General features: G+C 58.5%; 17 protein-coding genes and 1 tRNA gene. 7 read left to right on the forward strand and 11 right to left on the reverse strand.

The window, feature by feature from the left end; genetic code table 11:
* Positions 1 to 56 precede the first annotated feature (56 nt).
* Positions 57 to 3830, reverse strand: a complete 3774-nt coding sequence (gene metH, locus G6L97_RS08715) for a methionine synthase (protein WP_019565253.1) — start codon at positions 3828 to 3830, stop codon at positions 57 to 59.
* A 179-nt stretch (positions 3831 to 4009) separates the two neighbouring features.
* Here metH and G6L97_RS08720 point away from each other — a divergent pair, with 179 nt between their 5' ends.
* A complete protein-coding gene (locus G6L97_RS08720; RefSeq protein WP_003513342.1) occupies positions 4010 to 5269 on the forward strand; it encodes an AGE family epimerase/isomerase in 1260 nt (419 codons plus the stop codon).
* A 99-nt stretch (positions 5270 to 5368) separates the two neighbouring features.
* Here the strand turns inward: G6L97_RS08720 and G6L97_RS08725 are convergent, their stop codons facing one another.
* Both G6L97_RS08725 and G6L97_RS08730 read right to left on the reverse strand, forming a co-directional pair.
* Complete coding sequence (locus tag G6L97_RS08725) at positions 5369 to 5929, reverse strand: dual specificity protein phosphatase family protein (RefSeq protein ID WP_003513343.1); 561 nt, start codon at positions 5927 to 5929, stop codon at positions 5369 to 5371.
* A 202-nt stretch (positions 5930 to 6131) separates the two neighbouring features.
* Positions 6132 to 6584, reverse strand: coding sequence for a hypothetical protein (locus G6L97_RS08730; RefSeq protein WP_019565250.1), 453 nt, complete (start codon positions 6582 to 6584; stop codon positions 6132 to 6134).
* A gap of 386 nt (positions 6585 to 6970) precedes the next feature.
* Here G6L97_RS08730 and G6L97_RS08735 point away from each other — a divergent pair, with 386 nt between their 5' ends.
* Positions 6971 to 7603 (forward strand): outer membrane protein, encoded by a 633-nt coding sequence (locus G6L97_RS08735; protein ID WP_003513345.1) that lies wholly within the window; start codon positions 6971 to 6973, stop codon positions 7601 to 7603.
* A gap of 212 nt (positions 7604 to 7815) precedes the next feature.
* Entirely contained in the window at positions 7816 to 8178 is a 363-nt protein-coding gene (locus G6L97_RS08740; protein WP_111783575.1) for a hypothetical protein, read from the forward strand.
* A gap of 156 nt (positions 8179 to 8334) precedes the next feature.
* On the opposite strand, the gene G6L97_RS08745 is transcribed toward G6L97_RS08740, so the two are convergent.
* Positions 8335 to 8410 (reverse strand) — tRNA-Ile (locus tag G6L97_RS08745).
* 178 nt (positions 8411 to 8588) lie between these two features.
* Here G6L97_RS08745 and G6L97_RS08750 point away from each other — a divergent pair.
* Positions 8589 to 9332 carry an SIMPL domain-containing protein gene (locus G6L97_RS08750; protein WP_003513348.1) on the forward strand — a complete coding sequence of 248 codons (744 nt, stop codon included), beginning with the start codon at positions 8589 to 8591 and terminating at the stop codon, positions 9330 to 9332.
* A 171-nt stretch (positions 9333 to 9503) separates the two neighbouring features.
* Here the strand turns inward: G6L97_RS08750 and G6L97_RS08755 are convergent, their stop codons facing one another.
* Positions 9504 to 9881 (reverse strand): hypothetical protein, encoded by a 378-nt coding sequence (locus G6L97_RS08755; protein ID WP_003513350.1) that lies wholly within the window; start codon positions 9879 to 9881, stop codon positions 9504 to 9506.
* Positions 9882 to 10040: 159 nt separating this feature from the next.
* Positions 10041 to 10466 carry a secondary thiamine-phosphate synthase enzyme YjbQ gene (locus G6L97_RS08760; RefSeq protein WP_174002844.1) on the reverse strand — a complete coding sequence of 142 codons (426 nt, stop codon included), beginning with the start codon at positions 10464 to 10466 and terminating at the stop codon, positions 10041 to 10043.
* A gap of 252 nt (positions 10467 to 10718) precedes the next feature.
* Here G6L97_RS08760 and G6L97_RS08765 point away from each other — a divergent pair, with 252 nt between their 5' ends.
* Positions 10719 to 13271 carry an HWE histidine kinase domain-containing protein gene (locus G6L97_RS08765; RefSeq protein ID WP_111783576.1) on the forward strand — a complete coding sequence of 851 codons (2553 nt, stop codon included), beginning with the start codon at positions 10719 to 10721 and terminating at the stop codon, positions 13269 to 13271.
* A 177-nt stretch (positions 13272 to 13448) separates the two neighbouring features.
* On the opposite strand, the gene G6L97_RS08770 is transcribed toward G6L97_RS08765, so the two are convergent.
* The 4 genes from G6L97_RS08770 to G6L97_RS08785 form a co-directional block, all read right to left on the reverse strand.
* Entirely contained in the window at positions 13449 to 14369 is a 921-nt protein-coding gene (locus G6L97_RS08770; protein WP_038491710.1) for a DUF930 domain-containing protein, read from the reverse strand.
* A 195-nt stretch (positions 14370 to 14564) separates the two neighbouring features.
* Entirely contained in the window at positions 14565 to 16619 is a 2055-nt protein-coding gene (rpoD, locus tag G6L97_RS08775; RefSeq protein WP_003513359.1) for an RNA polymerase sigma factor RpoD, read from the reverse strand.
* Positions 16620 to 17013: 394 nt separating this feature from the next.
* Positions 17014 to 18999 carry a DNA primase gene (gene dnaG / locus G6L97_RS08780; protein ID WP_174002846.1) on the reverse strand — a complete coding sequence of 662 codons (1986 nt, stop codon included), beginning with the start codon at positions 18997 to 18999 and terminating at the stop codon, positions 17014 to 17016.
* 382 nt (positions 19000 to 19381) lie between these two features.
* Entirely contained in the window at positions 19382 to 19831 is a 450-nt protein-coding gene (locus G6L97_RS08785; protein ID WP_026330775.1) for a GatB/YqeY domain-containing protein, read from the reverse strand.
* A 339-nt stretch (positions 19832 to 20170) separates the two neighbouring features.
* Here G6L97_RS08785 and carA point away from each other — a divergent pair, with 339 nt between their 5' ends.
* A complete protein-coding gene (gene carA / locus G6L97_RS08790) occupies positions 20171 to 21376 on the forward strand; it encodes a glutamine-hydrolyzing carbamoyl-phosphate synthase small subunit (RefSeq protein WP_013636555.1) in 1206 nt (401 codons plus the stop codon).
* A gap of 39 nt (positions 21377 to 21415) precedes the next feature.
* Here carA and G6L97_RS08795 read toward each other — a convergent pair whose 3' ends face one another.
* The gene (locus G6L97_RS08795; RefSeq protein WP_111783577.1) at positions 21416 to 22813 is read right to left on the reverse strand and encodes an MATE family efflux transporter; all 1398 of its coding nucleotides are present in this window, start codon (positions 22811 to 22813) and stop codon (positions 21416 to 21418) included.
* Positions 22814 to 23142: 329 nt separating this feature from the next.
* Here G6L97_RS08795 and mcpU point away from each other — a divergent pair, with 329 nt between their 5' ends.
* Complete coding sequence (gene mcpU, locus G6L97_RS08800) at positions 23143 to 25233, forward strand: methyl-accepting chemotaxis protein McpU (protein WP_111783578.1); 2091 nt, start codon at positions 23143 to 23145, stop codon at positions 25231 to 25233.
* The last annotated feature ends 89 nt before the right edge of the window (positions 25234 to 25322 follow it).

Below are 25322 nucleotides of genomic sequence, written 5' to 3' on the forward strand. Positions count from 1 at the left end.
CAAAAAAAGCGCGGGCAGGACCCGCGCTTTTTATTGCAACAACGGTGGCCGAAACGTCAGGCCGCGCTGTCGATCTCCTCGGCACCGTTTACCGGTACGTAGTTGAGCACGGGTCCGAGCCAGCGCTCTACCTCTACCAACGGCATGTCCTTACGACGCGCATAGTCCAGCACCTGATCGCGTTCCACCTTGGCAACACCGAAATAGTAGCTCTCGGGATGGCCGATATAGAGGCCGGAGACGGAGGAGCCGGGCCACATGGCATAACTCTCCGTCAGCTCCACGCCCGCCGCGTTGGTGGCGTCGAGCAGGGAGAACAGGGTTTTCTTTTCGGTATGATCAGGCTGGGCCGGATAACCCGGCGCAGGGCGGATACCGGCATAGGCCTCGCCGATCAGCTCATCGCCGGCAAGAGCTTCTTCGGGCGCATAACCCCAGAATTCCTTGCGCACCCGCTCATGCATACGTTCGGCAAAGGCTTCCGCAAAACGGTCGGCCAGCGCCTTGACGAGAATCGACGAATAATCGTCATTGGCCCGCTCGAAGCGTTCAGCAATCGCCACCTCCTCGATACCCGCCGTGACGACGAAGCCGCCGACATAATCGGCAACGCCGCTATCGACAGGCGCGACAAAATCGGAAAGCGCCACATTGGGGCGTCCGTCACGCTTGGAAAGCTGCTGGCGCAGCGTGAAGAAGGTCGCCAGTTCTTCGGAACGGTTTTCATCCGTGAACAGCCTGATGTCGTCGCCCACCGCATTGGCGGGCCAGAAGCCGATAACAGCCCGCGGCCGGAACCATTTTTCCTCGATGATCTTCTTCAGCATCGCCTGCGCATCGGCATAAAGCTGCCGCGCAGCCTCACCCTGCTTCTCGTCTTCAAGGATAGCGGGATAACGACCCTTCAGCTCCCAGGTCTGGAAGAACGGCGTCCAGTCGATGTAACGGGACAGTTCCTCAAGGTCATAGGTCTCGAACACCTTGGTGCCGAAGAATTGCGGCTTCACGACACTATAGGTCGACCAGTCGATCTTGTGCGCATTCTCGCGGGCGCGGGAAAGCGGTAGACGCTGCTTTTCGCGCTCATTGCGGGCATGCGCCTCCGCCACCTTGGCATATTCAGCCCGGATGCCGTCGATATAGGCTGGCTTCTGCTCGGCGGAGAGAAGTGCGGAGACGACGCCCACCGCACGCGAGGCATCGGTGACATAGATCGCCTGGCCCTGTTCGTAACGCGGATGGATTTTCACCGCCGTATGCACGCGGCTCGTTGTTGCGCCGCCGATCAGCAGCGGGATGTTGAAACCCTGCCGCTCCATTTCCGCCGCCACATGCACCATTTCATCAAGCGACGGCGTGATGAGACCGGAAAGACCGATCACATCGACCTTTTCGGCAATCGCCGTTTCAAGGATTTTCGTCGTCGGCACCATCACGCCGAGATCGATGATCTCGTAATTGTTGCAGGCAAGAACGACGCCGACGATGTTCTTGCCGATATCGTGCACATCACCCTTCACGGTCGCCATAAGCACCTTGCCGGCGGCCTTGTTCTGCTCGCCGCCATTCAGGCGCTTTTCCTCTTCCATGTAAGGAAGCAGCACGGCGACGGCCTGCTTCATCACACGGGCGGATTTAACCACCTGCGGCAGAAACATCTTGCCAGAGCCAAACAGGTCACCGACCACGTTCATGCCCGCCATCAGCGGCCCTTCGATAACGTGCAGCGGGCGGGCGGCCTGCTGGCGTGCCTCTTCCGTATCGGCTTCGATGAATTCGGTAATGCCGTTGACCAGGGCGTGTTGCAGCCGCTTTTCGACGGAAAGCTCGCGCCAGGAAAGATCCTGCACCTTCGCCTGTTTTTCACCCGTGCCGCGGAAACGCTCCGCCACGTCAAGCAGCCGCTCCGTCGCGTCGTCGCGGCGGTTCAGCACCACATCTTCGCAGGCCTCGCGCAATTCCGCATCGATGTTGTCGTAAACCGCAAGCTGCCCGGCATTGACGATGCCCATATCCATGCCGACCTGGATGGCGTGGTAGAGGAACACGGCATGCATCGCCTCACGCACCGGCTCATTGCCGCGGAAGGAGAAGGACAGGTTGGAAACGCCACCGGAAATATGCGTGAGCGGCATGGTTTCGCGGATGGTCTTTGTGGCTTCAATGAAGTCCACGCCGTAATTATTGTGCTCCTCGATACCCGTGGCTACCGCAAACACGTTTGGATCGAAGATGATGTCTTCCGGCGACAGGCCCGCCTTTTCGGTCAAAAGCTTGTAGGCGCGCGTGCAGATCTCCACCTTGCGCTGATAGGTATCCGCCTGCCCGACCTCGTCAAATGCCATGACCACGACCGCAGCACCGTAATTGTGGACGAGCCGCGCCTGCTGGAGAAACTTCTCCTCGCCTTCCTTCAGCGAAATCGAATTGACGATCGATTTGCCCTGCACGCATTTCAGACCGGCTTCGATGATTTCGAACTTGGATGAGTCGATCATCACAGGCACGCGGGCAATATCAGGCTCGGCGGCAATGAGGTTCAGGAACTCCACCATCGCCTTTTGCGAGTCGATCAGGCCCTCATCCATGTTGATGTCGATGATCTGCGCACCGTTTTCCACCTGATCGCGGGCAACAGCCAGCGCCGCCGTGTAATCGCCGGCGGTGATCAGCTTGCGGAAGCGGGCCGAGCCGGTGACGTTGGTACGTTCGCCCACGTTGACGAAGGGAATGTCCTTGGTCAGCACGAAGGGTTCGAGACCCGAAAGCGACATGAAGGGCTTGTGCTCGGGAATGGGGCGCGGCTTGTAATCCTTGACGGCTTCGGCAATCGCCCGGATATGCTCGGGCGTCGAGCCGCAGCAACCGCCGACGATGTTGACAAGACCGTCGCGGGCAAAACCCTGCACCTGGCGCGCCATCATCTCGGGTGTTTCGTCATATTGCCCGAATTCGTTCGGCAGGCCGGCATTGGGATAGGCGCAGACGAAGGTGTCGGCCACATCCGAAAGCTCCTGCAGATGCGGACGCATGGCATCTGCACCAAGAGCGCAGTTGAGGCCGATGGTGAAGGGATTGGCGTGTCGCACCGAGTTCCAGAAAGCAGACGGCGTCTGGCCGGACAGCGTGCGGCCGGAAAGGTCCGTGATCGTGCCTGATATCATCACCGGCAGACGGATGCCCTTGGCCTCGAAGCGCTCCTCGCAGGCGAAGATTGCGGCCTTGGCGTTCAGCGTATCGAAGATCGTCTCGATCAAGATGATATCCGCGCCGCCATCGATCAGACCGTCGATCTGCTCGCCATAGGCGATGCGCAGATCGTCGAAACTGACGGCACGGTAACCAGGATTGTTGACATCAGGCGAAATCGATGCGGTGCGGTTGGTCGGACCGATAGCGCCCGCAACGAATCGGCGGCGGCCATCTTCGCGCTCAGCCCGCTGGGCAGCCCGGCGGACGATCTGCGCGCCTTCGCGGTTGAGATCGTAGACGGCGTTTTCCATCTCGTAGTCCGCCTGCGCGATGCGCGTCGACGAAAACGTGTTGGTTTCGAGAATATCCGCGCCCGCCATCGCATAGCGATAATGGATTTCTTCGATGGCATCCGGCTGGGTCAGGATCAGAAGGTCGTTATTGCCCTGCTGGTGACAGGCGCAGCCGATGAAACGATCACCGCGAAAATGATCTTCATCAAACCCCAGTCCTTGAATCTGCGTGCCCATTGCGCCATCGAGAATGAGGATACGTTCGCTGGCGGCCTGGCGCAGCGCGCGCAAAATTTCCGCGCCGTCGCGCTTTGCCCCTTCAGGGCCGAACAGATCGTCAAACACGGGCGCACTCCTCATTTCGATTTGCAAGATCGCAAGCCGTCAAGTCACATAAAGATATGTTTATGTCAATATATCTTCAAGGTATAGGTATGGCTTTGCGTCGTTGCGGCAGACTACGAAATTTCACTGACAGATGACAGGTTTATGCAGCAAGGATATAAGCCGAAGCAGCAAACCGTATGGAGGACGAAATGCCCGAGGACGACCACAACAACCGGAACTGGAACACCTTGCCATGGCATCGCCAGTGGCTGGTCAAACAGGCCGATGGGCTTTTCGACTTCTTCCAATACCGCGCCGTCAATCCGGCCGGCGGCTTCTTCGATCTCGACGCCAAGGGCGCACCGCTGCAGAAAAACGATCCCGTGCGCGGCATCCATGCCTCGGCACGCATGGTGCATTGCTTCTCCATCGGCCACCTGCTCGGACGACCGGGCTGCGGCGATATCGTCGACCACGGTATGACCTACCTCTGGAACAATCATCGTGACAGCGAGCACGGCGGTTATTTCTGGCAGGTCAACGATGGCGGCCCGGTGGACGCCACCAAACAGGGTTATGGCCACGCCTTCGTGCTTCTGGCCGCCTCCTCCGCCAAAACTGTCGGCCACCCGCTTGCTGACAAGATGCTGGCCGACATCACCGAGGTTCTGGAAACGCGTTTCTGGGAAGAAAAACACGGCGCTATCGCCGAGGAATTCAACCGCGACTGGTCACCCATCGACAATTATCGCGGCCAGAATTCCAACATGCATCTGACCGAAGCGCTGATGGCCGCCTATGAGGCGACCGGCGACAGCAATTACCTGACAAAGGCCGAACGCATCGCCGATCTCGTCATCCGCCGCCGCGCCGGTGAGCTGGATTTCCGCGTGCCGGAGCATTTTGACGAGAACTGGACGCTCGACAAGGAGTATCGTGGCAACGAAATGTTCCGCCCCTCCGGCTCCACTCCCGGCCACTGGCTGGAATGGGCGCGCCTCATCCTGCAATTGTGGGTGCTGGGTGAACGCCGCCACGACTGGATGCCGGTGGCGGCAAAATCGCTCTTCGTGCAATCCATGGCGCTTGGCTGGGACCGCGAAAAAGGCGGCTTCTTTTATACGCTCGACTGGCACGACAATCCCGACAAGACGGCAAAGCTCTGGTGGCCCATGTGCGAGGCGGCGGGTGCAGCCCACTTCCTCAACGAAAATCTGCCGGCGGACGAATTCTACGAAGACAGCTACCGCCGCATCTGGAGCACGATCGCCAACAATTTCATCGACCACGACAATGGCGGCTGGCACGAGGAGCTGACGGAAAATCTGATTCCAGCCAACACGCTTTTCCCCGGCAAGGGCGACATCTACCACGCGCTTCAGGCCTGCCTGATCCCGCTATTTCCGGCAACGGGAAGTTTGACGAAAGTGATCAAGGAAGGCGGCGGCTCCTATTGAGGCCGCTGCAAGAATGAAGCATCTGACACGCTCCGTCATACCGGACGTGATCATGCTGGACCCCGGATCAAATCCGGGGTGTCGGCATATCGAGGCGCCTCAAAATCCGATAGTTTCCTCGAAATCATCCCAGGACTGGTACATTTCATAACGGCCGATACCCGGGATCGGCACATGTCCGTAATAGGGTGAAAGCTGGAACTCGGCGGCAGCCTCGCTTTTGCCGGCAACGGCGCTCACATAGATCGCGGAGGCGAGCCCGGTTCGGTTGGCGCCGTGTTCGCAATGGATGAGGATCGGTTTTTCAGCGTTGCGCAGCACGGCGACGAGCGTTTCCGCTTCCTCCACCGAGACCTTCTCGCTTGAACTCAGCGGATAATCGACCAGCCGGACGCCGTTGTTTTTCGCTGCCTGGCTTTCGGCGTCATACCAGCCTTCACGCTTTTCATCGCGCAGATTGATGATCGTCTTGATGCCGTAGGCCTTGGCATAGGCCGTGATGTCCTTGCCGCTCGGCTGGGCCGAACGATAAAGTTCGCCGGGAATGACCTCGTGAAAATTTCCGGTCAGCTGGCCGATGCCCATATGCGCGCCGGCCAAAACCGGCAGAGCCACCAGGCCAATGGCGGCAATTTTCAGAAACTTCAGAACTATACGCAAAACCTAAACCCGCAACATTCATCGGACGGGTGGGCAGGTGGCATTGCAAATCGGCGAAAACAAGTCCCGCAACGGCGAAAGCGGCCTCGGCGTGGCCGGCAACGACGCGGGCACCTTTACGAACCCCTTGCGAAACAAGGGGTTTAGGCGACAGCACGAAAATGTTCAAGAAACCGTGAGGGTCGGAAGCAGCGACAGCCGTTCAATCGAATTCCGCAGAAACGATGGTGACGCGCCATTCCAGCCGTTGCGGATCTACCGTTTCATTGTTGCGCAGTCGGAAAGAGCGGCACGCGGCAAAGGTCTCCCCGGCCTCGATCCGCCTTTCACTCACCTGATAGGGATCAAAGGCGACGGAGGCGCGGAAGGCAGGCTCGAACCCTTCAAGCGTATAGGTCAGGCGCTGCACGGCAACATTATTGTCGTTGCGGAAGCTGACGCGGATCGGCAATGCCGCATCCGTGCACGCCGCATCGAAGCTAGCCGTCGCAATGACATGGTCGAGCCGCTGGCTGCCGCGCTGCCAGTCGTAAATGACAAAGGCGGCGGTGGTTCCCCAGATCACCAGCAGGCAGATGACGACCGGTTTGAGGTGCCGCGGAAACGCGATGAGGGTGAGAAGAAGAATGGCACTGAGAACGGCTCCGACAATCACGTCGCCCCTCCCCCATGAAAACTAACCCGCATGCGATCCTGTCCTCCCTTGCCCATTCCTGCCCGCAACATCAGCCCTATCCAGGTGTCGAAGCACCGGCATTGCCGCAGACAGGCACAACTCTATGGTCGTGCCCCTCGCTGTCAAGACAACCAAGCGTGACCCCGCTTCCGTTGCTTTGACAAGGCGGCGAAAGGAACCAAACGCCGTTGAAGGCGTTCGCCGCATCAGAACAGCATGACGGGGCGGTAAAAAACGTCGCGATTTGGGCAAGGAAGGCCGGCAACTCGAGGGAACAATCTGCCCCTTGGAACCGCCGATCTCCAACCCATATTAAATGCACCTAATATATGTTATAGAAGTCAATCAGCTCAGGGAGAAAAACGATGAAAACGCTGATCGTAACGTCACTCTTGGCCCTGTCCGCCAGCACCGCGATGGCTGCGGATGCCGTATACGAAACCCCGGCGCCTCCGGTCGCGCAGGAAACCCTGCCGGTATTTACCTGGTCTGGTCCGTATCTTGGTATTCAAGGCGGCGCTGGCTGGGCGAACGGCGATTTTTCGGCTGGCGGCCCCGTCGCGTCGGATAGTTTCGATGGCGGCATTCTGGGCGCTTTTGCCGGTTACAATTACCAGTTCGACAATAATTTCGTCCTCGGTATCGAAGGCGATGTCGATTATAACTGGAACGACAATGACTATGCTGGCGTGAACATCGGCACCGACTGGCAGGGTTCTGTTCGTGGCCGTGTCGGTTACGCTTTCGACCGTGCCTTGATCTATGGTACCGCCGGCTGGACAGCGACGCGCGGTTTCATCGAAACGCCTGGCGCCGGCAAGGATAGCACTACGTTCAACGGTTACACCGTCGGCGCTGGCCTGGACTATGCCTTCACCGACAATGTGTTCGGCAGGATTGAATATCGCTACAATGACTATGGCGACAAGGACATCTTCGGCGTCAACACCGATTTCGACCAGAGCACCGTCAAGGTCGGCCTTGGTGTGAAGTTCTGATAGCGTCGACAAACGTCAGCAAAAGAGCCCGGCCAAGTGCCGGGCTTTTTCTTTGTCGGAACGCCGCACCAGCTTCGCCCTGAGACTCTAAAAACGTGGAAAATGTGAACATCGCAAAAATGAGATATTCACGGACCGTTCAGCCGGCCCGTGCCATCATGCGGGCATAATGAGCCTCTATCTCCCGAAGCAGGCTTATGGAGTAGCCCTCGATGAAAAAGATCATTCTTACAACCCTTGCCGCGCTGGTTGCCACCGGCAGCGTCTTCGCGTCCTACGGCACCGCTGCCGCGCAGGACTATCCCTATCGTCCGCGCTACGACCGTGGCGGCCCGCCTCCACCGCCCTATCGCGAACACCGCCGCCACAATGATGGTGCTGCGATTGCCGGCGGACTGGCTGCAGGCGTTATCGGCGGCCTGATCGGCGGCGCAATCGCCAACGGCGGTAACAGCGGTTCCCGCTACTACGAGCCACCACCGCCGCCCCGCCCACGCTGCTGGTTCGAAGACCGCCGCGTTCCAAATTCCTATGACGGCGGCTGGCACACCGAAAGCATGCGGGTCTGCGACTGACCCCATAGCTGAAAATCCGTAATGAACAATCCGATCAGTCTGAATGGCTGGTCGGATTTTTTGTTGGATGAGCAAAAACCAAGGAATGCGCAATGATCGATGATGTGTCGACTTGCTATACGGAATAGCACCAACTCGTTCAAAATATAAGGAAAATGGTGGGCCCGGAGAGACTCGAACTCCCAACCAAGCGGTTATGAGCCGCCGGCTCTAACCATTGAGCTACAGGCCCTTTCGGAAAAATTATCCGAAACACCGGCTTCGCAATGGTTCGAATCCGGTGGGTCACGCTCTAACGTAGTTTTTACGGCCCGACAAGCCATTGATGCTATCGCAAGCTGCCGTTGCCGTATTAGCTTCACAATCTAAGGCAATACCCTGCAAAGGGACACAATCAACGAGGAAACACCATGACGACGACAAAGGCCCGCCTTTTCGCACTTAGTGCATTGACCGCAGCAGCAATGATGCCGCTTGCCGGTAATGCCCTTGCGCAGGATGCCACTCCGCGCGAAGCAACCATCAGTGTTTCCGGTGAAGGCCAGTCGGCAATCGCGCCCGATATGGCGATCCTGTCATTCAGTGTCGTCAAGCAGGCGGAAACGGCGGCTGCGGCTCTGACAGAGAATTCCAAGGCGCTCGCCGAGGTTCTGAAATCGCTGAAGGCGTCCGCCATCGAAGACCGCGACCTGCAGACCAGCAATTTCTCCGTACAGCCGCTTTACAAGCATTATGAGCCGAAAGACGGCGTTTACGTCGCACCGGAAATTACCGGCTATCAAGTTTCCAACGGACTGACCGTGCGCGTACGCGACCTGAAGAAGCTGGGCGAGATACTCGATACCTCCGTCAAGCTCGGCATCAACCAGGGCGGGGATATTACCTTCACCAATGACAAGCCGGAAGCAACCGTGACCGAGGCCCGCAAGCAGGCGGTTGCCGATGCGCTGGCCAAGGCAAAAACGCTGACGGAGGCGGCGGGCGTGAAGCTTGGACGCGTGATCCAGATCAGCGAGAACATGCAGCGCCCCATGCCGGTGCCGCAGACCATGATGCGCGCTTCGATGGCGAAGGAGGCCGACAGCGTGCCGATCGCTTCGGGTGAGAACAGCTACAGCGTGGTGGTCAACGTCACCTTCGCCCTGGGCGAATAAAACAGTCGGAGCGGCGGCATTGCCCGCCGCCCGCATTTGCCGAACGGCTGCGCGTAACCGCCACCCGAGAGGCCACAAAAAGAAACGCCCCCCGCCTGTCAGAACAAGCGAGGGGCATTTTTTTTGATCCGCGCGAAGGGCGGGGGATTTCCGCGGATCAATATCAGCCGTTTAGCGACGGATCACCGGGCAACCACGCTCATTGGCGAAGAAGATGCGGTCAGGGCCGCGACGGTCGAAGCCTGCAACCACGACACGGCGCGGCGATACATCGACAACGCGCGCGCGGCGAAGACCCATGCGGCTAGCCTTTTCCTCCGCAAGCCGCGGCGAGCAACCGTAACGCGGGCGGTCAGGACGGCCCCAACCCGGACCAGGACGATCGGGACGACCCCAGCCCGGGCCGCGGCCTCTGTCATGACCGTATCCATCCTGAACCTGAACTCTGAGCTGAACATCCGGGCCAGCCGAAGCAGCTGGAGCGGTGACGGAAATTCCGCCGAGGGCGATGAGGGCAGCCAGGCCGGCTTTTGCGAAGGTACTGAACATGAACTCACTCCGTTTGTTTCTGCGCCGGCAGGGACGTCCCCCGGCGATTGACGAGACCCTAGACCCGCCCGCCTGAACGCCGACAGAACCGCATGTTCAGCAGACGTTCAGAGACATTAACGGGAAAACGAAAGGAAAAGTCGGGGCTTTTGACGGGAATCATGGGGAGATATGCAGAACGATTTCACGGCGGTGCGGCCGGTCGCGATGTTCGAAAAGATAAAGGCCCTGCCATGTGCCAAGGGTAAGCCTGCCATCGCTGATCGGTACTCCGATGGAAACCGCGGTCAGGGCCGATTTGATGTGAGCAGGCATGTCATCAGGGCCTTCGAGCGTGTGGACGACCCAGCGCATGGAGACATCGTCGGAAGGTGGCACGAGGCGGGAAAAAAATACCGCCAGATCACGCCGGACATCCGGATCGGCATTTTCCTGGATAAGCAGGGAGCAGGATGTGTGCCTGACTAAGACGGTCAAAAGGCCTTCGTCCACGCCTGCCTCCTTCACAAAGCGCTCGGCCTCGGACGTAAATTCGTAGAGTCCCTGCCCGTGGGTGGTGGTAATGGTCATTTTCTTCTGCGGCACGTTATTTCCTTTAGAAAATTCGGAACAAATTAGGCACTGCAAACGTTGGACCATGTCGAATTGTAACTGATGGCGAAAAGGCGTGCTTCCATGACATGGCGGCTGCCTTTAATAGAACGGAATACCGGCGTCACGGTTGCAAAAAACGGGGAAGGATTGGCACTATCAGAATGAACCATTCAGGCTTTCCCGTCTGCGGACGACTAAACTATTTTCAGTGCAAGACAGGCAAAGGGTGCGAGAGATAGATTCATGGCATCCACTGATTATATTGTCGACCTGACAAATTGCGACCGCGAACCCATCCACATTCCAGGTTATATTCAATCGCACGGCTGCCTGATCGCTTGCGACAACGCCATGCGCATGGTCCTGCGGCATTCGGAAAACTGTCGCGAGATCTTGCGCGTCGATGGCGATATCAACGGCAGGACCGCCGAAGAAGTGCTTGGTAAAAATCTCGTCCATGACCTTCGCAACGCACTTACGGTAACCGGGAGGACCACCCGCCCTGCCATGCTGCCCAATATGGAACTGCGCGATGGTCGCAGCTTCGATATTGCGCTCCACCGCTATAAATCCACGACGATCATCGAATTCGAACCGTCAGGGAGCGAGACCCAGCCGCTTGGTACCGCACGCAAGATGGTGGACCGCATTCGCGAGGCGGACACGGTCGAAAGCCTGATTTCGAGAACAACCCGGCTGGTAAAGGCGACCTTGGGTTACGACCGGGTGATGATCTACCGTTTCGAGGATGACGGTGCAGGCAAGGTCGTGTCGGAGGCAAAGCAGCCGGAACTGGAAAGCTTTCTCGGACAATATTTTCCGGCAAGCGACATACCGCAGCAGGCCCGCACGCTCTATCTTAAAAACACACTGCGTATCATCTCCGACGCCAGCGGAATACGAGTTCCCGTATTGCCCGCCATCGATGTGTCTGGTGAACCGCTTGATCTGTCATTCGCGCATTTGCGCAGCGTTTCTCCCATCCATTGCGAATATCTTCGCAATATGGGCGTTGCTGCCTCCATGTCGATTTCGGTGATCGTCGATGGCGCCCTGTGGGGCCTTATCGCCTGCCACCATTATTCGCCACGCGTTCTGACGATGTCGGTCAGGATCGCCGCAGAAATGTTTGGAGAGTTTTTCTCCATGCATTTGCAGGTCCTTAAGCAGAAGCGCAAACTCGATACCGTCAACCACGCCCATGCCGCTCTAGACCGCTTCCTGCGGCTCGCCGCCCATCACGCGCACATCGAGGAACTGCTGATCGACAGTTTCCAGGATTTTGCCGATCTGATGCCATGCGACGGCGTCGGGCTTTGGGTGGACAACAACTGGCACGGCCACGGCGCAACGCCGCCAGCGGATGCCATTCCAAGGCTGGCGCGCTTCGTAACCTCTGTCAGTGAGGGAAGGGTCTGGGCAACACATGCCATCTCGCAAGCCATACCGGAAGCGGAGATTTATGCAGATATCGCAGCCGGAATGCTCGCCATTCCGCTGTCGCAGGTCAAAAATGACTATCTGCTGTTTTTCCGCAGGGAGATCGTGCAGAACCTGAACTGGGCCGGCAACCCGGAAAAATCCTATGAGACCGGTCCGCTCGGCGATCGTCTCACGCCGCGCAAGAGCTTCGCGATCTGGAAGGAGACCGTGCGCCTGCAGGCGCAGCCATGGTCAGATGCGGACCGGGAAATTGCCGAAGCCGCAAGAATAGCGTTGGTCGAGGTCGCATTCCATCACAGCGAGCTGATGGCGGGCGAAAGGGAGCGCGCGGAAGTGCGCCAGCGCATGCTGAACGAGGAACTCAACCACCGCGTCAAGAACGTTCTCGCCATTATCAAATCGCTGGTCGGCAATCCCTCGCAGGAGGGTAAAACCCTGCAGGAATATGTCGGTGCGCTGAAGGGTCGTATCCAGGCACTGTCCTTTGCCCATGACCAGATCATCCGCGGTGAAGGCGGCGGGTCGTTGCGCGACCTGCTGGACGCCGAATTGTCGCCGCACCGTTCAGCCGAGGCTATTGTTGATCTCGCCGGACCACAGGTCACGCTCGATTCGCGCGCATTTTCCGTCATGGCCCTCGTACTGCATGAACTGGCGACGAATGCTGCCAAATACGGCGCGCTTGCGCAGACCGGCGGAAAACTGGATCTGCGCTGGGAAGTCGACGAAAACCGCGATTGCCTGATACATTGGCGCGAAACTCTGCCTACCAAGCTGCCCACACCATCACGCTCCGGGTTCGGCACGGCGCTCATCAGCCGCAGCATCCCCTACGATCTGGGTGGACGCAGCACCATCCGGTATTTGCCTGATGGGCTGGAGGCGGAAATTCTCCTGCCCTCCCGCCATATCTCAGCAGTCATGACAGCTTCCGAGATGAAGACGGAGGATGACACCGCACCACAACCCAGACGGTCCAACCGGGAGGAAACGTTGAAAATATTGCTCGTAGAAGACCAGATGCTGATCGCCATGGATGTGGAGAACATGCTGGAAGACAACGGCATCAAGACAATCGAAACCGCGACCTCCTCGGCAATGGCCATCGAGAAGCTGAAGAGCTACGTGCCGGATGTGGCTATCCTCGACATCAATCTCGGCTCCGACACCTCCATCGCCGTCGCACGCGAGCTTCACCGCCGCGGCATCCCCTTCCTGTTCGCCACCGGCTATGCCGATGCCAGCATGGTGCCTGACGACTTCGGCAACGTGCCTGTTATCAGGAAGCCTTACGACGAAGATGCGCTGATGGCGGGTATCGGGCTGTTGGTCGGTGATACGGAGAGGGTGTAAGCTCCTAGCCCTGCTGACCGACACATTTCCAGACTGGAAGTCATCCTTGGGCTTGTCCCAAGGATTTAAACACGTCTACGAGATCAGTCGGTTGCATATCCTCGGGACAAGCCCGAGGACGACGGAGTGGCGTACGGAAACCTTCGTCAGCAAACCGAAAGTTTAAAAAACTAGCCTTCATTGAAATCGGGTGAAGCCCCGCTTTTTCGCCTCATCCGGTGTTAAGGCGTTCCCAATTTTAAACCGGAAGGCCGTAACGGCGTAGTTATCCAGATCGACCTCGCACTGAAAAGACACATCGTGCCAGCTATTGCCGGTGTTGAATGCGCCGCCGGAAGCATCAATCGAATTCCCCGATATCCTCCCGCCCGTATCCGAATAGGGTATCATGCCACGGGCGGCAAAACCCGCGCCCTGAATTTGCGCCAGAGCCTCCGTGCTGCAAAGCTGAACAATGCGGCGGCGGGGCGGCAGATCACCAAACATCTGGCGTCTTTGGGCCGGAGAAAGCAGCGACGAAGACAATAATTGTTTGGCGGCCGGAAGTTTCGCGGGCTTCTCCTTTGCCACCTCGGCAGGTTTTTCGTCAGCCGGTTTCTCCTGCGGCACAGGCGCCTTTTCCGGCTCAGCCTCTTGCTTGACGGGTGAAACCGCAATTTCTCCCTGCTCGGCGGACGCCTTGAGATCGCCGTTGGCGGCAGATGGCGCGGGCTTATCCTCAGCCGTCTTTTCAGGCTGGCTTTCAGGCTCCTTGGAAGGCTCGGTCTTGTCCGCTTCCTCCGCCTTACCTGGCTTGTCCTCTGGGTCCGCCTGCGTCTCCTCCGGCCGCATGGCGATCGCCGGCAGCGTCGCCTGCAAGGGCGGCGAAGGTTTCGGCTCCTCTGCCGGCGGAGCGGGCGGCGGCGGTGGAGGCTGCGGCTTTTCTTGCTTTGCCTGCTCGGCGGCGGGAGGCTTGGCTTCTTCCGGCTTCTTTTCCTCAGGCGGCGGCACCAGATCGACGCTGATGCTTTCCGGCTCCTGCGGTTCGGCTATGCGTTCGGGCAGTTCAAAAAGAAAGATCGCGACCACAGCCAGATGCAGCAACACGGAGACGGGCACCGCCCATCCCTTCCCTCGCCATCTGCTTGCCGAAACCTGTTGCATGTTATCGAGCCAAATCGAACCTGAGCATTTCCGAAAACGCGGAACGCTTTGTTTTCACACATAAGGCTTGTCGCAGAGATCGCCAGTGCGGGAAACAAAAAACCCGGCCAGAGGTGACTGACCGGGTTCAATTTTAAAGCAGGCAAAGGCTTAGCTGTCGAGGAAGCTTCTGAGCTTTCTGGAGCGGCTCGGATGCTTCAGCTTGCGCAGTGCCTTCGCCTCGATCTGGCGAATACGTTCGCGCGTGACCGAGAACTGCTGGCCGACTTCTTCCAGCGTATGGTCGGTGTTCATGCCGATGCCGAAACGCATGCGCAGAACACGTTCTTCACGCGGCGTCAGCGAGGCGAGAACGCGGGTCGTCGTCTCGCGCAAGTTGGCCTGAATGGCGGCGTCGATAGGCAGCAGCGCGTTCTTGTCTTCGATGAAGTCGCCGAGATGCGAATCCTCTTCGTCACCCACAGGGGTTTCGAGCGAAATCGGCTCCTTGGCGATTTTCAGAACCTTACGCACCTTTTCAAGCGGCATGGCCAGCTTTTCCGCCAGCTCTTCCGGGGTCGGCTCACGGCCGATCTCGTGCAGCATCTGGCGCGAGGTGCGAACGATCTTGTTGATCGTCTCGATCATGTGAACCGGAATACGGATCGTGCGCGCCTGGTCGGCGATCGAACGGGTGATCGCCTGTCTGATCCACCACGTCGCATAGGTCGAGAACTTGTAACCACGGCGATATTCGAACTTGTCCACCGCCTTCATCAGGCCAATATTGCCTTCCTGAATGAGATCGAGGAACTGCAGGCCGCGGTTTGTGTATTTCTTGGCGATGGAGATCACGAGACGCAGGTTGGCCTCGACCATCTCCTTCTTGGCGATACGCGCTTCGCGCTCACCCTTCTGTACCATGGAAACGATACGGCGGAATTCGGCGATGGAAATACCGGTTTCCGTCGACAGATTCTGGATTTCCTGACGGATCTCGCGGATCGTGTTGCTTTCCTCGCGGGCGAATTCCTTCCAGCCGCGGGCGGCCAGATTGGCAATCGACTTCATCCAGTTCGGATCGAGTTCCGCACCGTGATACTGCTCGAGGAAGCTGTCGCGCTTGACGCCATAGGATTCGGCAAGGCGCAGCAGCCGGCCTTCGTTCTGCATCAGACGCTTGGAAATATCGTAAAGCTGCTCGACAAGGCTGTCGACACGGTTCTGGTTCAGCGACAGCGACTTCACAGCCGTGATCAACTGGTCCTTGAGATCCTTGTAGCGGCGCTCTTGACCGGAGGACAGGGTCCCCGTGCAGGCAAGGCGAGCTTCGACCTGCTGGTCCTGAAGCTTGCGCAGCTTCTTGTAGGTGTCGGCAATGGTGTCGAGCGTTTCCATGACCTGCGGACGCAGCTCGGCTTCCATCGCGGCAAGCGAAAGGTTGGACTCGTCGTCGTCCTCTTCTTCCTCTTCCGGCGGCAGGCCATCGCCACCCACATCAGTCACATCCTCGTCACCGGAGGGCGCACGCAGTCTGCGGGTCTTTTCCTTCTCTTCGGCGGCCTTGCGGTCCGCCTCGATCTTTTCCGGGCTCTGGAACTGCGGGGCAGCCTTGGCTTCCGGGCCGGAATAGGTGGTTTCGAGATCGATGATCTCGCGCAGAAGCGTCGTGCCTTCGTTGAGTTCGTCGCGCCAGATGATCAGCGCCTGGAACGTCAACGGGCTTTCGCAAAGGCCGGAGATCATCGTTTCGCGGCCGGCCTCGATGCGCTTGGCGATGGCGATTTCGCCTTCGCGCGACAGAAGCTCTACGGAACCCATTTCGCGCAGATACATGCGCACAGGATCGTCGGTACGGTCGGTCGGTTCTTTTTTCTTCGCGGTCGCAAGCGCGGTACCGCCGGAAGGTGCCAGTTCGCCGCCTTCGGACTCTTCGTTATCGGAATCGTCGCTTTCGGCTTCGCCCGGTGCTTCCTCGGCATCCTCGTCCTCGATAACGTTGATGCCCATATCGGACAGCATCGCCATCGTGTCTTCGATCTGCTCGGACGTCACTTCTTCGGACGGCAGGACGGAATTCAGCTCGTCCATCGTCACATAGCCGCGCTTCTTGGCGGCCTTGATCATCTTTTTGACCGCGTCATCCGAAAGATCGAGAAGCGGACCGTCCGTCGCACCGTCGCGTTCGTTTTCTGCTTCTTCGTTTTCTTTGACTTTGGTTGCCATCTATCTCGTCGCTTTCCCTGACGCTAACACCTGTTCCGCCGCATAGCCGTTCGCCTTGAGAGCATCCGGCTGATAACAGCGAATCACTGTCAGACACCTAACGGAGTGATCTTTAATTGCCGATTAACCACGGCAGCCTCAGGCAGAATGCAAAGACAGTGCACCCGAAAATGCTTGCTCATGCAATTTCTATCCGCCAAGGCTCATTCCACCTTACTATTCCTGAATTGGTGATTCCCGCTATTTCCCGCCCCGTCAAGCCTTTGAGGGCGAGACAGCCACGGAAATTCATAAAAAGGGCCGCATTTTGCGAGTTATCACCAGACTACCCCCTATTTAGGGCGCTTGCAGCAAAAGGCAACCCCACACGTCTTTCTATTCTTGGCCGCAGTTCTCAGCCATGGCCGACAGCCGGACCCTTTACCCGGCCGGACATGACGCCGAAACCATCGATGATCGCTTCCTGATTTTCCATTCGGCCGATTTCCAGCTGAACTTCGGCCAGCGCCCGCACCAGAAGCGTGCCGCGTTCGTCGTCCGTCGCCTCGCCTATTTCCCGTTCCAGCTCGCGCTTCTGCCAGAGCAGGGATTTCGTCCTCTTGTGCAGGGAAAGCGCCTGCACATATCCCTCACGCGCATCTTCTAGCGCCGCCTGTTCCGTGGCCGTCCACAGGCGCGCATTGCGCACCTGCTGGTCCATGGTTTTCAAAAGCACCTCGAAACCCTGCTGCGACAGGCGCTCGATCAGCCCTGCCCGCGAAATCTCGGCCGCACTTTCCGCTGCAAAGGTCAGCACAGTCGACCACAGGCGTTGCAGATCGCGGTTCTCGTAATCGATCGCGGCGATCTCGTCATATTCCTCAAGCAGCAGTTCGGGATGGTTGACGATGGTGATGGCGAGAACGCTTTCGCGAAGTGAAGGCTTGGTCTGGTGCCCCCTGACCAGACCCGACTGGGTAAGCCGGTCGGAAATGTTGCTGGCCGGCGCAGCCATGGCTCCACCCCGTCCGGAAGCGTTCCTCTGGAACCCGCGCCCATTACCCTGCTGGCCATCGCGGCGGAAATTTCCACCCTGCGAACCGCCCTGCTGAAAACGCGGCTGGAAGAAGGCATTCAGCCTGTCGCGCATATCCTGCTGGTAAAAACGCCGCACCGCCTCGTCGCCGATGACGGCAACGATCTGCCGCAGCCGGCTTTCAAGCTGGGCACGCTTTTCAGGCGTATCGAAAGTCACCGAAGAGGTCTCGCGGCTCCAGATCATCGCCGCGAGCGGTTTTGCCTCGGAAAGCACACGGTCAAAAGGCGCACGCCCCTCCAGCCGCACGAGATCATCAGGGTCTTTTCCGTCGGGCAAAAGCGCAAAGCTGACCGAACGATCAGGCTTGATATGCGGTAAGGCGAGATCGGCTGCGCGGTTGGCGGCACGAATGCCGGCGCCGTCGCCATCAAAGCAGAGGATCGGCTGCGGCGACATTTTCCACAGGAGCTCAAGCTGGCTTTCCGTCAGCGCCGTGCCGAGCGGGGCGACAGCATTTTCCACACCCGCCTGATAAAGCGCAATGACATCCATATAACCTTCGACGGCAATGACGGTGCCACCGGAAGCCTGCGAGGCGCGCCGCGCACGGGCGAAATTGTAGAGAACATTGCCCTTGTGAAAAAGCTCGGTCTCGTTGGAGTTCAGATATTTGGCCACTGCATCCGCCGCCATGGCGCGGCCGCCGAAAGCGATCACCTTTTCGCGCGACGACAGGATCGGGAACATGATGCGGTCGCGGAAGCGGTCATAGGAAACCGGCACGTTTTCATGCACCACCAGCCCGCAGGCTTCCATCTGTTCGCGCGCCACACCCTTGCTCGCCAGATGCTCCTTTAGCGCATTGCGGCTATCTGGTGCAAAACCGAGCCTGAATGTCTCGATGGTGCGCCCAGTCAGTCCGCGATCGCGCAGATAAGCCCGCGCCCGCGCACCAAGCGCGGTCTGCAACTGATCCTGAAAGAACAGCGTCGCCATTTCCATGACGTCCTGCAACGAGGTGCGCTCGCGCTCGCGCTTCTCAGCCTGCGGATCGGGCTGCGGCATGGAGATGCCGGCCATGTCGGCGATCTGCTGAACGGCTTCGGGGAAACTCAACCCCTCGAGATCGGTGAGAAACCGGAAATGATCGCCGGAAACACCGCAACCGAAACAATGGTATCGCCCCTTGCGATCCTCGCAGTGAAAACTCGGGCTTTTTTCGCCATGGAACGGGCAGCAGGCCCAATAATCGCCCCGCGGCGTATTGGTCTTCTTCTTATCCCAGGACACACGTCTGCCGATCACATCAGAGATGTCCACGCGGTCGCGTATCTCATCGAGAAAAGAATTGGAAAATCGCATGGTTTACCTGTTCGAGGCCAGTCTTTCATATAAGCGCAGAAAGGGGTCAGTACCAAACCCAAAGAACCGGAATACCCGATATTCACAGGCCATCGCACTAAAACCGCATCGCCGCTGTCGCCCGCTTCGGGCAAATTTATGGCAGCGCATCATCACAAAAAATTATGTTTTTGTAATTTGAGCCAACCGTCGCCGAGGTATAAAACATATTCAAAGGCAGCGCCCGGACATTCTCATAAAGCTGCTGACGCCCGCAGGCACGTCCCCCGAAAAACGCCTGCGCGTGACCGCATTTTGATCCGCCGAAATGCGCCTTCGTCGGCAGCAAAAAGGCAGGGCAGCCATGGCTGCCCTGCCTTTACTTTTTCCGAACGGGCGAAACCTACTTCAGCAAATCCTTGACGACGCCGGATGCTTTCGCGAAGTCGATCTGGCCGGGATAGCGCTCCTTGAGCGCATTCATGCACTTGCCCATGTCACGCAGGCCGGAGGCGCCGGTTTCGCTGATGACGGCCTGGCACAATTCGCGCACCTTTTCGGCCGGAATCTCTTCCGGCATGAATTCCTTGATGATGACGATTTCCTCGCGCTCCTGAGCGGCAAGCTCGGCGCGACCGGCACCATCATAGATGCTGGCGGACTCTTCCCGCTGCTTTACCATCTTGGTCAGGATCTGCATGATCTCGTCGTCGGTGACGGGGTCCTTGCCCACGCCGCGATTGGCAATATCGCGATCCTTGATGGCCGCCTGGATGAGACGCACGGTCGATGTACGCCGGGCGTCACGAGCCTTCAGCGCGTCTTTCAGAGTATTAGCGAACGTGTCGCGCATCATTTCTTCTTCTCCTTGGGAAAGTGCATTCCGCAGCTTCTCGACACGGAAACTTTCCACCTTATTTTTCGAAACGACATAACCGAGCAAACCCGCTCAAGCAAATCAAATGCATAAGCCTTTGAATGTGCGAAGGTTTAATTCCGCGTAAATCTCGAGCCTGCGGTTGACCGTTTAAGCAGCTTTCGTTATTTTCCGGCACCTGCACGAGATTTTAACGAAGGGTCAAAACGCGAGTTTTTCGCGCGCCCCTTTATGTCACGAAGCCTGCGACAAAAAATGGCCCCTCTCCCCCTGCCTTTCAAGAGGCGGGGTGCGAAGCGGCAGAAACGGAACGAGATGACCGAGACAGCGCCCTGGACTACCCGCAAACCGACCGCAATGCTTGTTCTTGCCGATGGCACAGTGATCGAGGGAACGGGGATCGGCGCAACCGGCAAGGTACAGGCGGAAGTCTGCTTCAACACCGCACTGACCGGTTACGAAGAAATCCTGACCGATCCGTCCTATCTCGGCCAGATCGTCACCTTCACCTTCCCGCACATCGGCAATGTCGGCACCAATGAGGAAGACATCGAAGACCTGACGCCAGCCGCCCGCCGCGGTGCAGTCGGCGTCATCTTCAAGGCCGACATCACCGACCCTTCGAACTTCCGCGCCGCCAAGCATCTGGATGCCTGGCTGAAAGCCCGCGGCGTCATCGGCCTTTGCGGCATCGACACGCGCGCGCTGACGGCATGGATACGCGAAAACGGTGCACCAAACGCGGTGATCGCCCATGATCCCAACGGCGTGTTCGACATCGATGCGCTGAAGGCGGAAGCCAAGGCATGGAGCGGTCTCGTCGGCCTCGATCTCGCCATCGAAGCCACATCCGGCCAATCCTCCACCTGGACGGAAACGCCTTGGGTTTGGAACGAGGGTTACGGCACGCTGAATGAAGCCGATGCGAAGTACCATGTCGTTTGCGTGGATTTCGGCGTCAAGCGCAACATCCTGCGTCTCTTCGCCGGTCTCGATTGCAAGGTCACGGTGGTTCCGGCCCAGACATCCGCCGAAGACATTCTGGCATTGAAGCCGGATGGCGTTTTCCTTTCCAACGGTCCGGGAGATCCGGCAGCGACAGGCGAATATGCCGTACCGGTCATTCAGAACCTCATCAACAGCGACCTGCCGATCTTCGGCATCTGCCTCGGCCACCAGATGCTTGGCCTGGCCGTCGGCGCCAAGACTGAAAAGATGCACCAGGGCCACCACGGCGCCAACCATCCGGTCAAGGACTTCACCACCGGCAAGGTGGAAATCGTTTCCATGAACCATGGTTTTGCGGTTGACGCCAAGTCGCTGCCTGATGGCGTCGAAGAAACCCACACGTCGCTGTTCGACGGCACCAATTGCGGCCTGCGCATCGTCGGCAAGCCGGTCTTCTCCGTCCAGCACCATCCGGAAGCATCGCCCGGCCCGCAGGACAGCCACTATCTCTTCCGCCGCTTCGTCAACCTGCTGCGCGAGAGACAAGGTGAGGCAGCGCTCGCCGAGCGCTGAGACATCTTCGGAAAATCAGGAAAAATATACGGCCCGCTTTCAGCGGGCCGTTTTCATTTCACGCTTCACCAGAATGACGAAACGTATAGTCAGGAGAACGGCCGCCGTCGAAAGGCCGATCACGAAACCGAACCAGACGCCGCGTCCGCCAAAGCCGAGCGGAAAGGCCATGGTCCAAGCCAGCGCCAGCCCGATCGGCCAATAGGAAATCAGCGCCAGCATCGCCGGAATGCGCGCATCCTTCAATCCGCGCAGCAAACCTGCTGTCACGGCCTGGATACCATCGACCAACTGGAAGATGCCGGCGATCACCACGAGGCTGCTGGCATAGGCAAGCACTTCCGCCGCTTCCGGCAACTTCGCGTCAAGAAACCACTTCGCCAGAAATTCCGGAACAGCCGCAAACAGGATGCCGCCGCAAACGGCAATGCCGCAGGCAATCGCGTAGACCATGATGGCGGCGCGCACGAGGTTCCTGAAATCACCCTGACCGAACGCGACACCGACCCTCACGGTCGCCGCCTGCGACAGGCCGAGCGGGATCATGAAAGCGATGGAGGCAAGCTGCAGGGCGATTCCATGCGCCGCAAGCTGCACGGTGCCAATCTGTCCCATCAGGATCGAAGCGGCCGCAAACAGCGTCACTTCGGCAAGGATGGTAATGCTGATCGGCAGGCCAAGGCGCAGCACTTCGAACAGCGCATGCCAGTCCGGCCGCCAGAAGCGCACGAACAGCTCGTATTTCCTGGTTTCCTCACGCGTCTGCACATAAGCGACGATGAAGATGAAGCTGAAGGCATTGACGATGACGGCAACGACGGCCGCGCCGTTCATACCCATCACCGGCAATCCGAAATGGCCGAAGACCAGCGCATAGGCCATCAAGCCATTCAGCACCAACATGATGATGGTGACATACAGAATGATGCCCGCACGGCCGATGGCACTGACAAGCCCGCGCAGCACGTAAAAAAGCAGCGCCGGCAAAAGGCCGAACTTGGCGATGGCGAGATAATGGCCGGTCAACGCCGCAACTTCGGGGTTTTGCCCGAGATAGACCAGAATGCGCTCGGCGTTGAAGAATATCGGCAGGGCAAGAACCCAGTACGCGATTGCAACCCACATGCCCATGCGCAGCGAGCGGCGGGCAGCCGTCGCATCGCCCTGCCCGTAAGCCTGCGCTACCATTGGCACCACGGCCACGGAAAATCCCGAGCCGAAAATGAAGACAACGAAGAAGAACTGCCCGGCCAGCACCATGGCCGCCAGCTTCTCAGCTCCGAGCTGACCGACGATGACCATATCTGTAGTGTGGATGCCAAGCTGCGCGAGCTGCGCACCGACAAGCGGAATTCCAAGCGCAAGCGTAGCCTTGAAATGCGAAAGCCACGACCCCGATCCAGAGGGAACGGTTTCTGCAACAACCGACGAAGACATTGTAATTCACCTGAATTTTGGCCATTGCCCGCGAATTGCGCAATGGCAGCAGGTGATGAATAAAATATTCCCTTCCTGCACGCAACCTTTGCGGATCAATGATCAAAATTTACGCAGAACGGCAATTTTACGTCCACTTGGGCCGAGACGGCCTGACATAAAACAAATTTAGCCGAATTTTACCATTTCACTTTACGCATTAGAATATCGCGAAGTTCTTTCAAACCATAAGCTGCATGACGCAGAATATTCCCGCCATTGAGGCATGTCTTTCCCATTATTTTCCAAGATGAGCCGAATGGGCACATCTGGTTCCAAGGACGTGTAGCTTGCCCAAAAAAACCAATCTCATGACGCGCATTCTGTTTGCGGCGTCATCGCTTGTCGTTGCCGCTTTTGCCGGCTTTTCCTTCTATATCGACAGTCTTCAGCACCAGGTGACAACGCAAGCCGTGGCGGAAAATATCGATTCGTCCGGCAAGCAGGCAGCGCAAAGCATCGCCAACTGGCTGAACGGCCGCATCATGCTGACCGAAACGGTTGCGAAGACGCTCGCCAAGCTCCCAGATGACGACGCCAAACTGCAGTTCCTCCAAAACGACGTGCTGACGGCTCAGTTCATGTCCACCTATTTCGGCAATGCCGAAAGCGGCAGTTTCACGACTTTCCCGAAATTGCCATTGCCGGAGGGCTACGACCCGCGCAAGCGTCCCTGGTATCTGGACGCCGTCAAGGCCGGCAAGCCAGTACTGACCGAGCCCTATAGCGATGCGTCGACTGGCGGCCTTATCATCACTGCCGCCATTCCCGTGTCCATCGGCGGCAAGCTGGCCGGCGTGACGGGTAGCGACTTCTCGCTGGATTCGCTGGTCACGATGATCAAGTCGGTGGATGCCGGCAAGGATGGATACGCCTTCCTCGTCAGCAAGGACGGCAAGATCCTCATGCATCCCGATGCGAAATTCGTCGACAAGCCGCTGACCGATCTCTTCAAGGTTGATACACCGGCAATTTCTTCCGCGATTTCGCAAACCGAGATCGACGGCAAGGGCAAGATCACCAGCTTCATTCCCGTCGCCGGTCTGCCCTCGGCCGATTGGTATCTCGGTTTCGTTGTCGATTCCGACGTCGCCTACAGCGCGATCGGCCAATTTCGCCTCGCGGCAACCATCGCCACGATCCTTGCCGCCGCGATCATGATCGCCCTGCTGGCAACCGTTCTCAGCCGTTTCATTGTTCGCCCCGTCACGCAGATGACTGCTGCCATGGAAAGGCTTGCCGCCGGCAATCTCGATGTCGCCATTCCCGGCCAGGAGCGCAGTGACCAGATCGGCTCGATGGCTGCGGCGGTTGCCGTATTCAAATCGAACGCCACGGAACGTCTGCGTCTTGAAGGCGACGCCGAACAGAACCGCACGCTTTCCGAACAGGAGCGCAACGACCGCGAACGACTGGCGGCGAAAGACGCGGCCGACATCCAGTTCGCAGTCGATTCGCTGGCAAAGGGACTGACGCACCTTTCGAACGGCGACCTCAACTACCGGATCGAGACACCTTTCGTGACCCGCATCGACCGCTTGCGCGACGACTTCAACAACTCCGTCGCCAAGCTGAACGTTGCCTTGAGCACAGTCGGCCAGAATGCACGCGCAATCGATGCCGGTGCTGGAGAAATCCGCCAGTCTGCCGACGACCTGGCCAAGCGCACCGAGCAGCAGGCCGCCTCTGTCGAGGAGACTGCGGCCGCGCTTGAGGAAATAACCACGACGGTCAAGGATTCCGCCCGCCGTGCCGAAGAGGTAGGCCGTCTGGTAGACCGCACGCGCAACAATGCCGAGCAGTCCGGCATCATCGTCGAGGACGCTGTTCGCGCCATGGAAGGCATCGAAAAATCGTCGTCGGAGATCAGCAACATCATTGGCGTGATCGACGAAATCGCTTTCCAGACGAACCTGCTTGCGCTTAATGCCGGCGTGGAAGCCGCCCGCGCCGGTGAGGCAGGCAAGGGTTTTGCCGTCGTCGCACAGGAAGTGCGCGAGCTTGCCCAGCGCTCTGCAAATGCCGCGAAGGAGATCAAGACGCTGATCAACGCCTCAACATCGCAGGTGCAATCCGGTGTCGATCTCGTCGGCAATGCCGGCAAGGCGCTGGAAACCATCGTCCGCGAAGTCCAGGAGATCAACCGCCATATCGACGCCATCGTAACGTCGTCGCGCGAACAGTCCACCGGACTTCAGGAAATCAACACCGCCATCAACACCATCGATCAGGGCACCCAGCAGAATGCTGCCATGGTCGAAGAACAGACTGCGGCAAGCCACGGCCTCGCCTCGGAAGCGGCGGCGCTCAACGAATTGCTTGCGCAGTTCCAGCTCGCCACGGCAACACGGCGGCAGGCTGAATATGGGCGTGCTGCGTAGAGCGAAAATAGCTCACTGGTGAGACAATCGCACCGTTACCCCGGATCCAGTCCGGCATGACGGAGGAGACGTTTCAGTCTTCATTATGG

The organism is Agrobacterium tumefaciens (genome assembly GCF_013318015.2).
Taxonomy (GTDB): domain Bacteria; phylum Pseudomonadota; class Alphaproteobacteria; order Rhizobiales; family Rhizobiaceae; genus Agrobacterium; species Agrobacterium tumefaciens.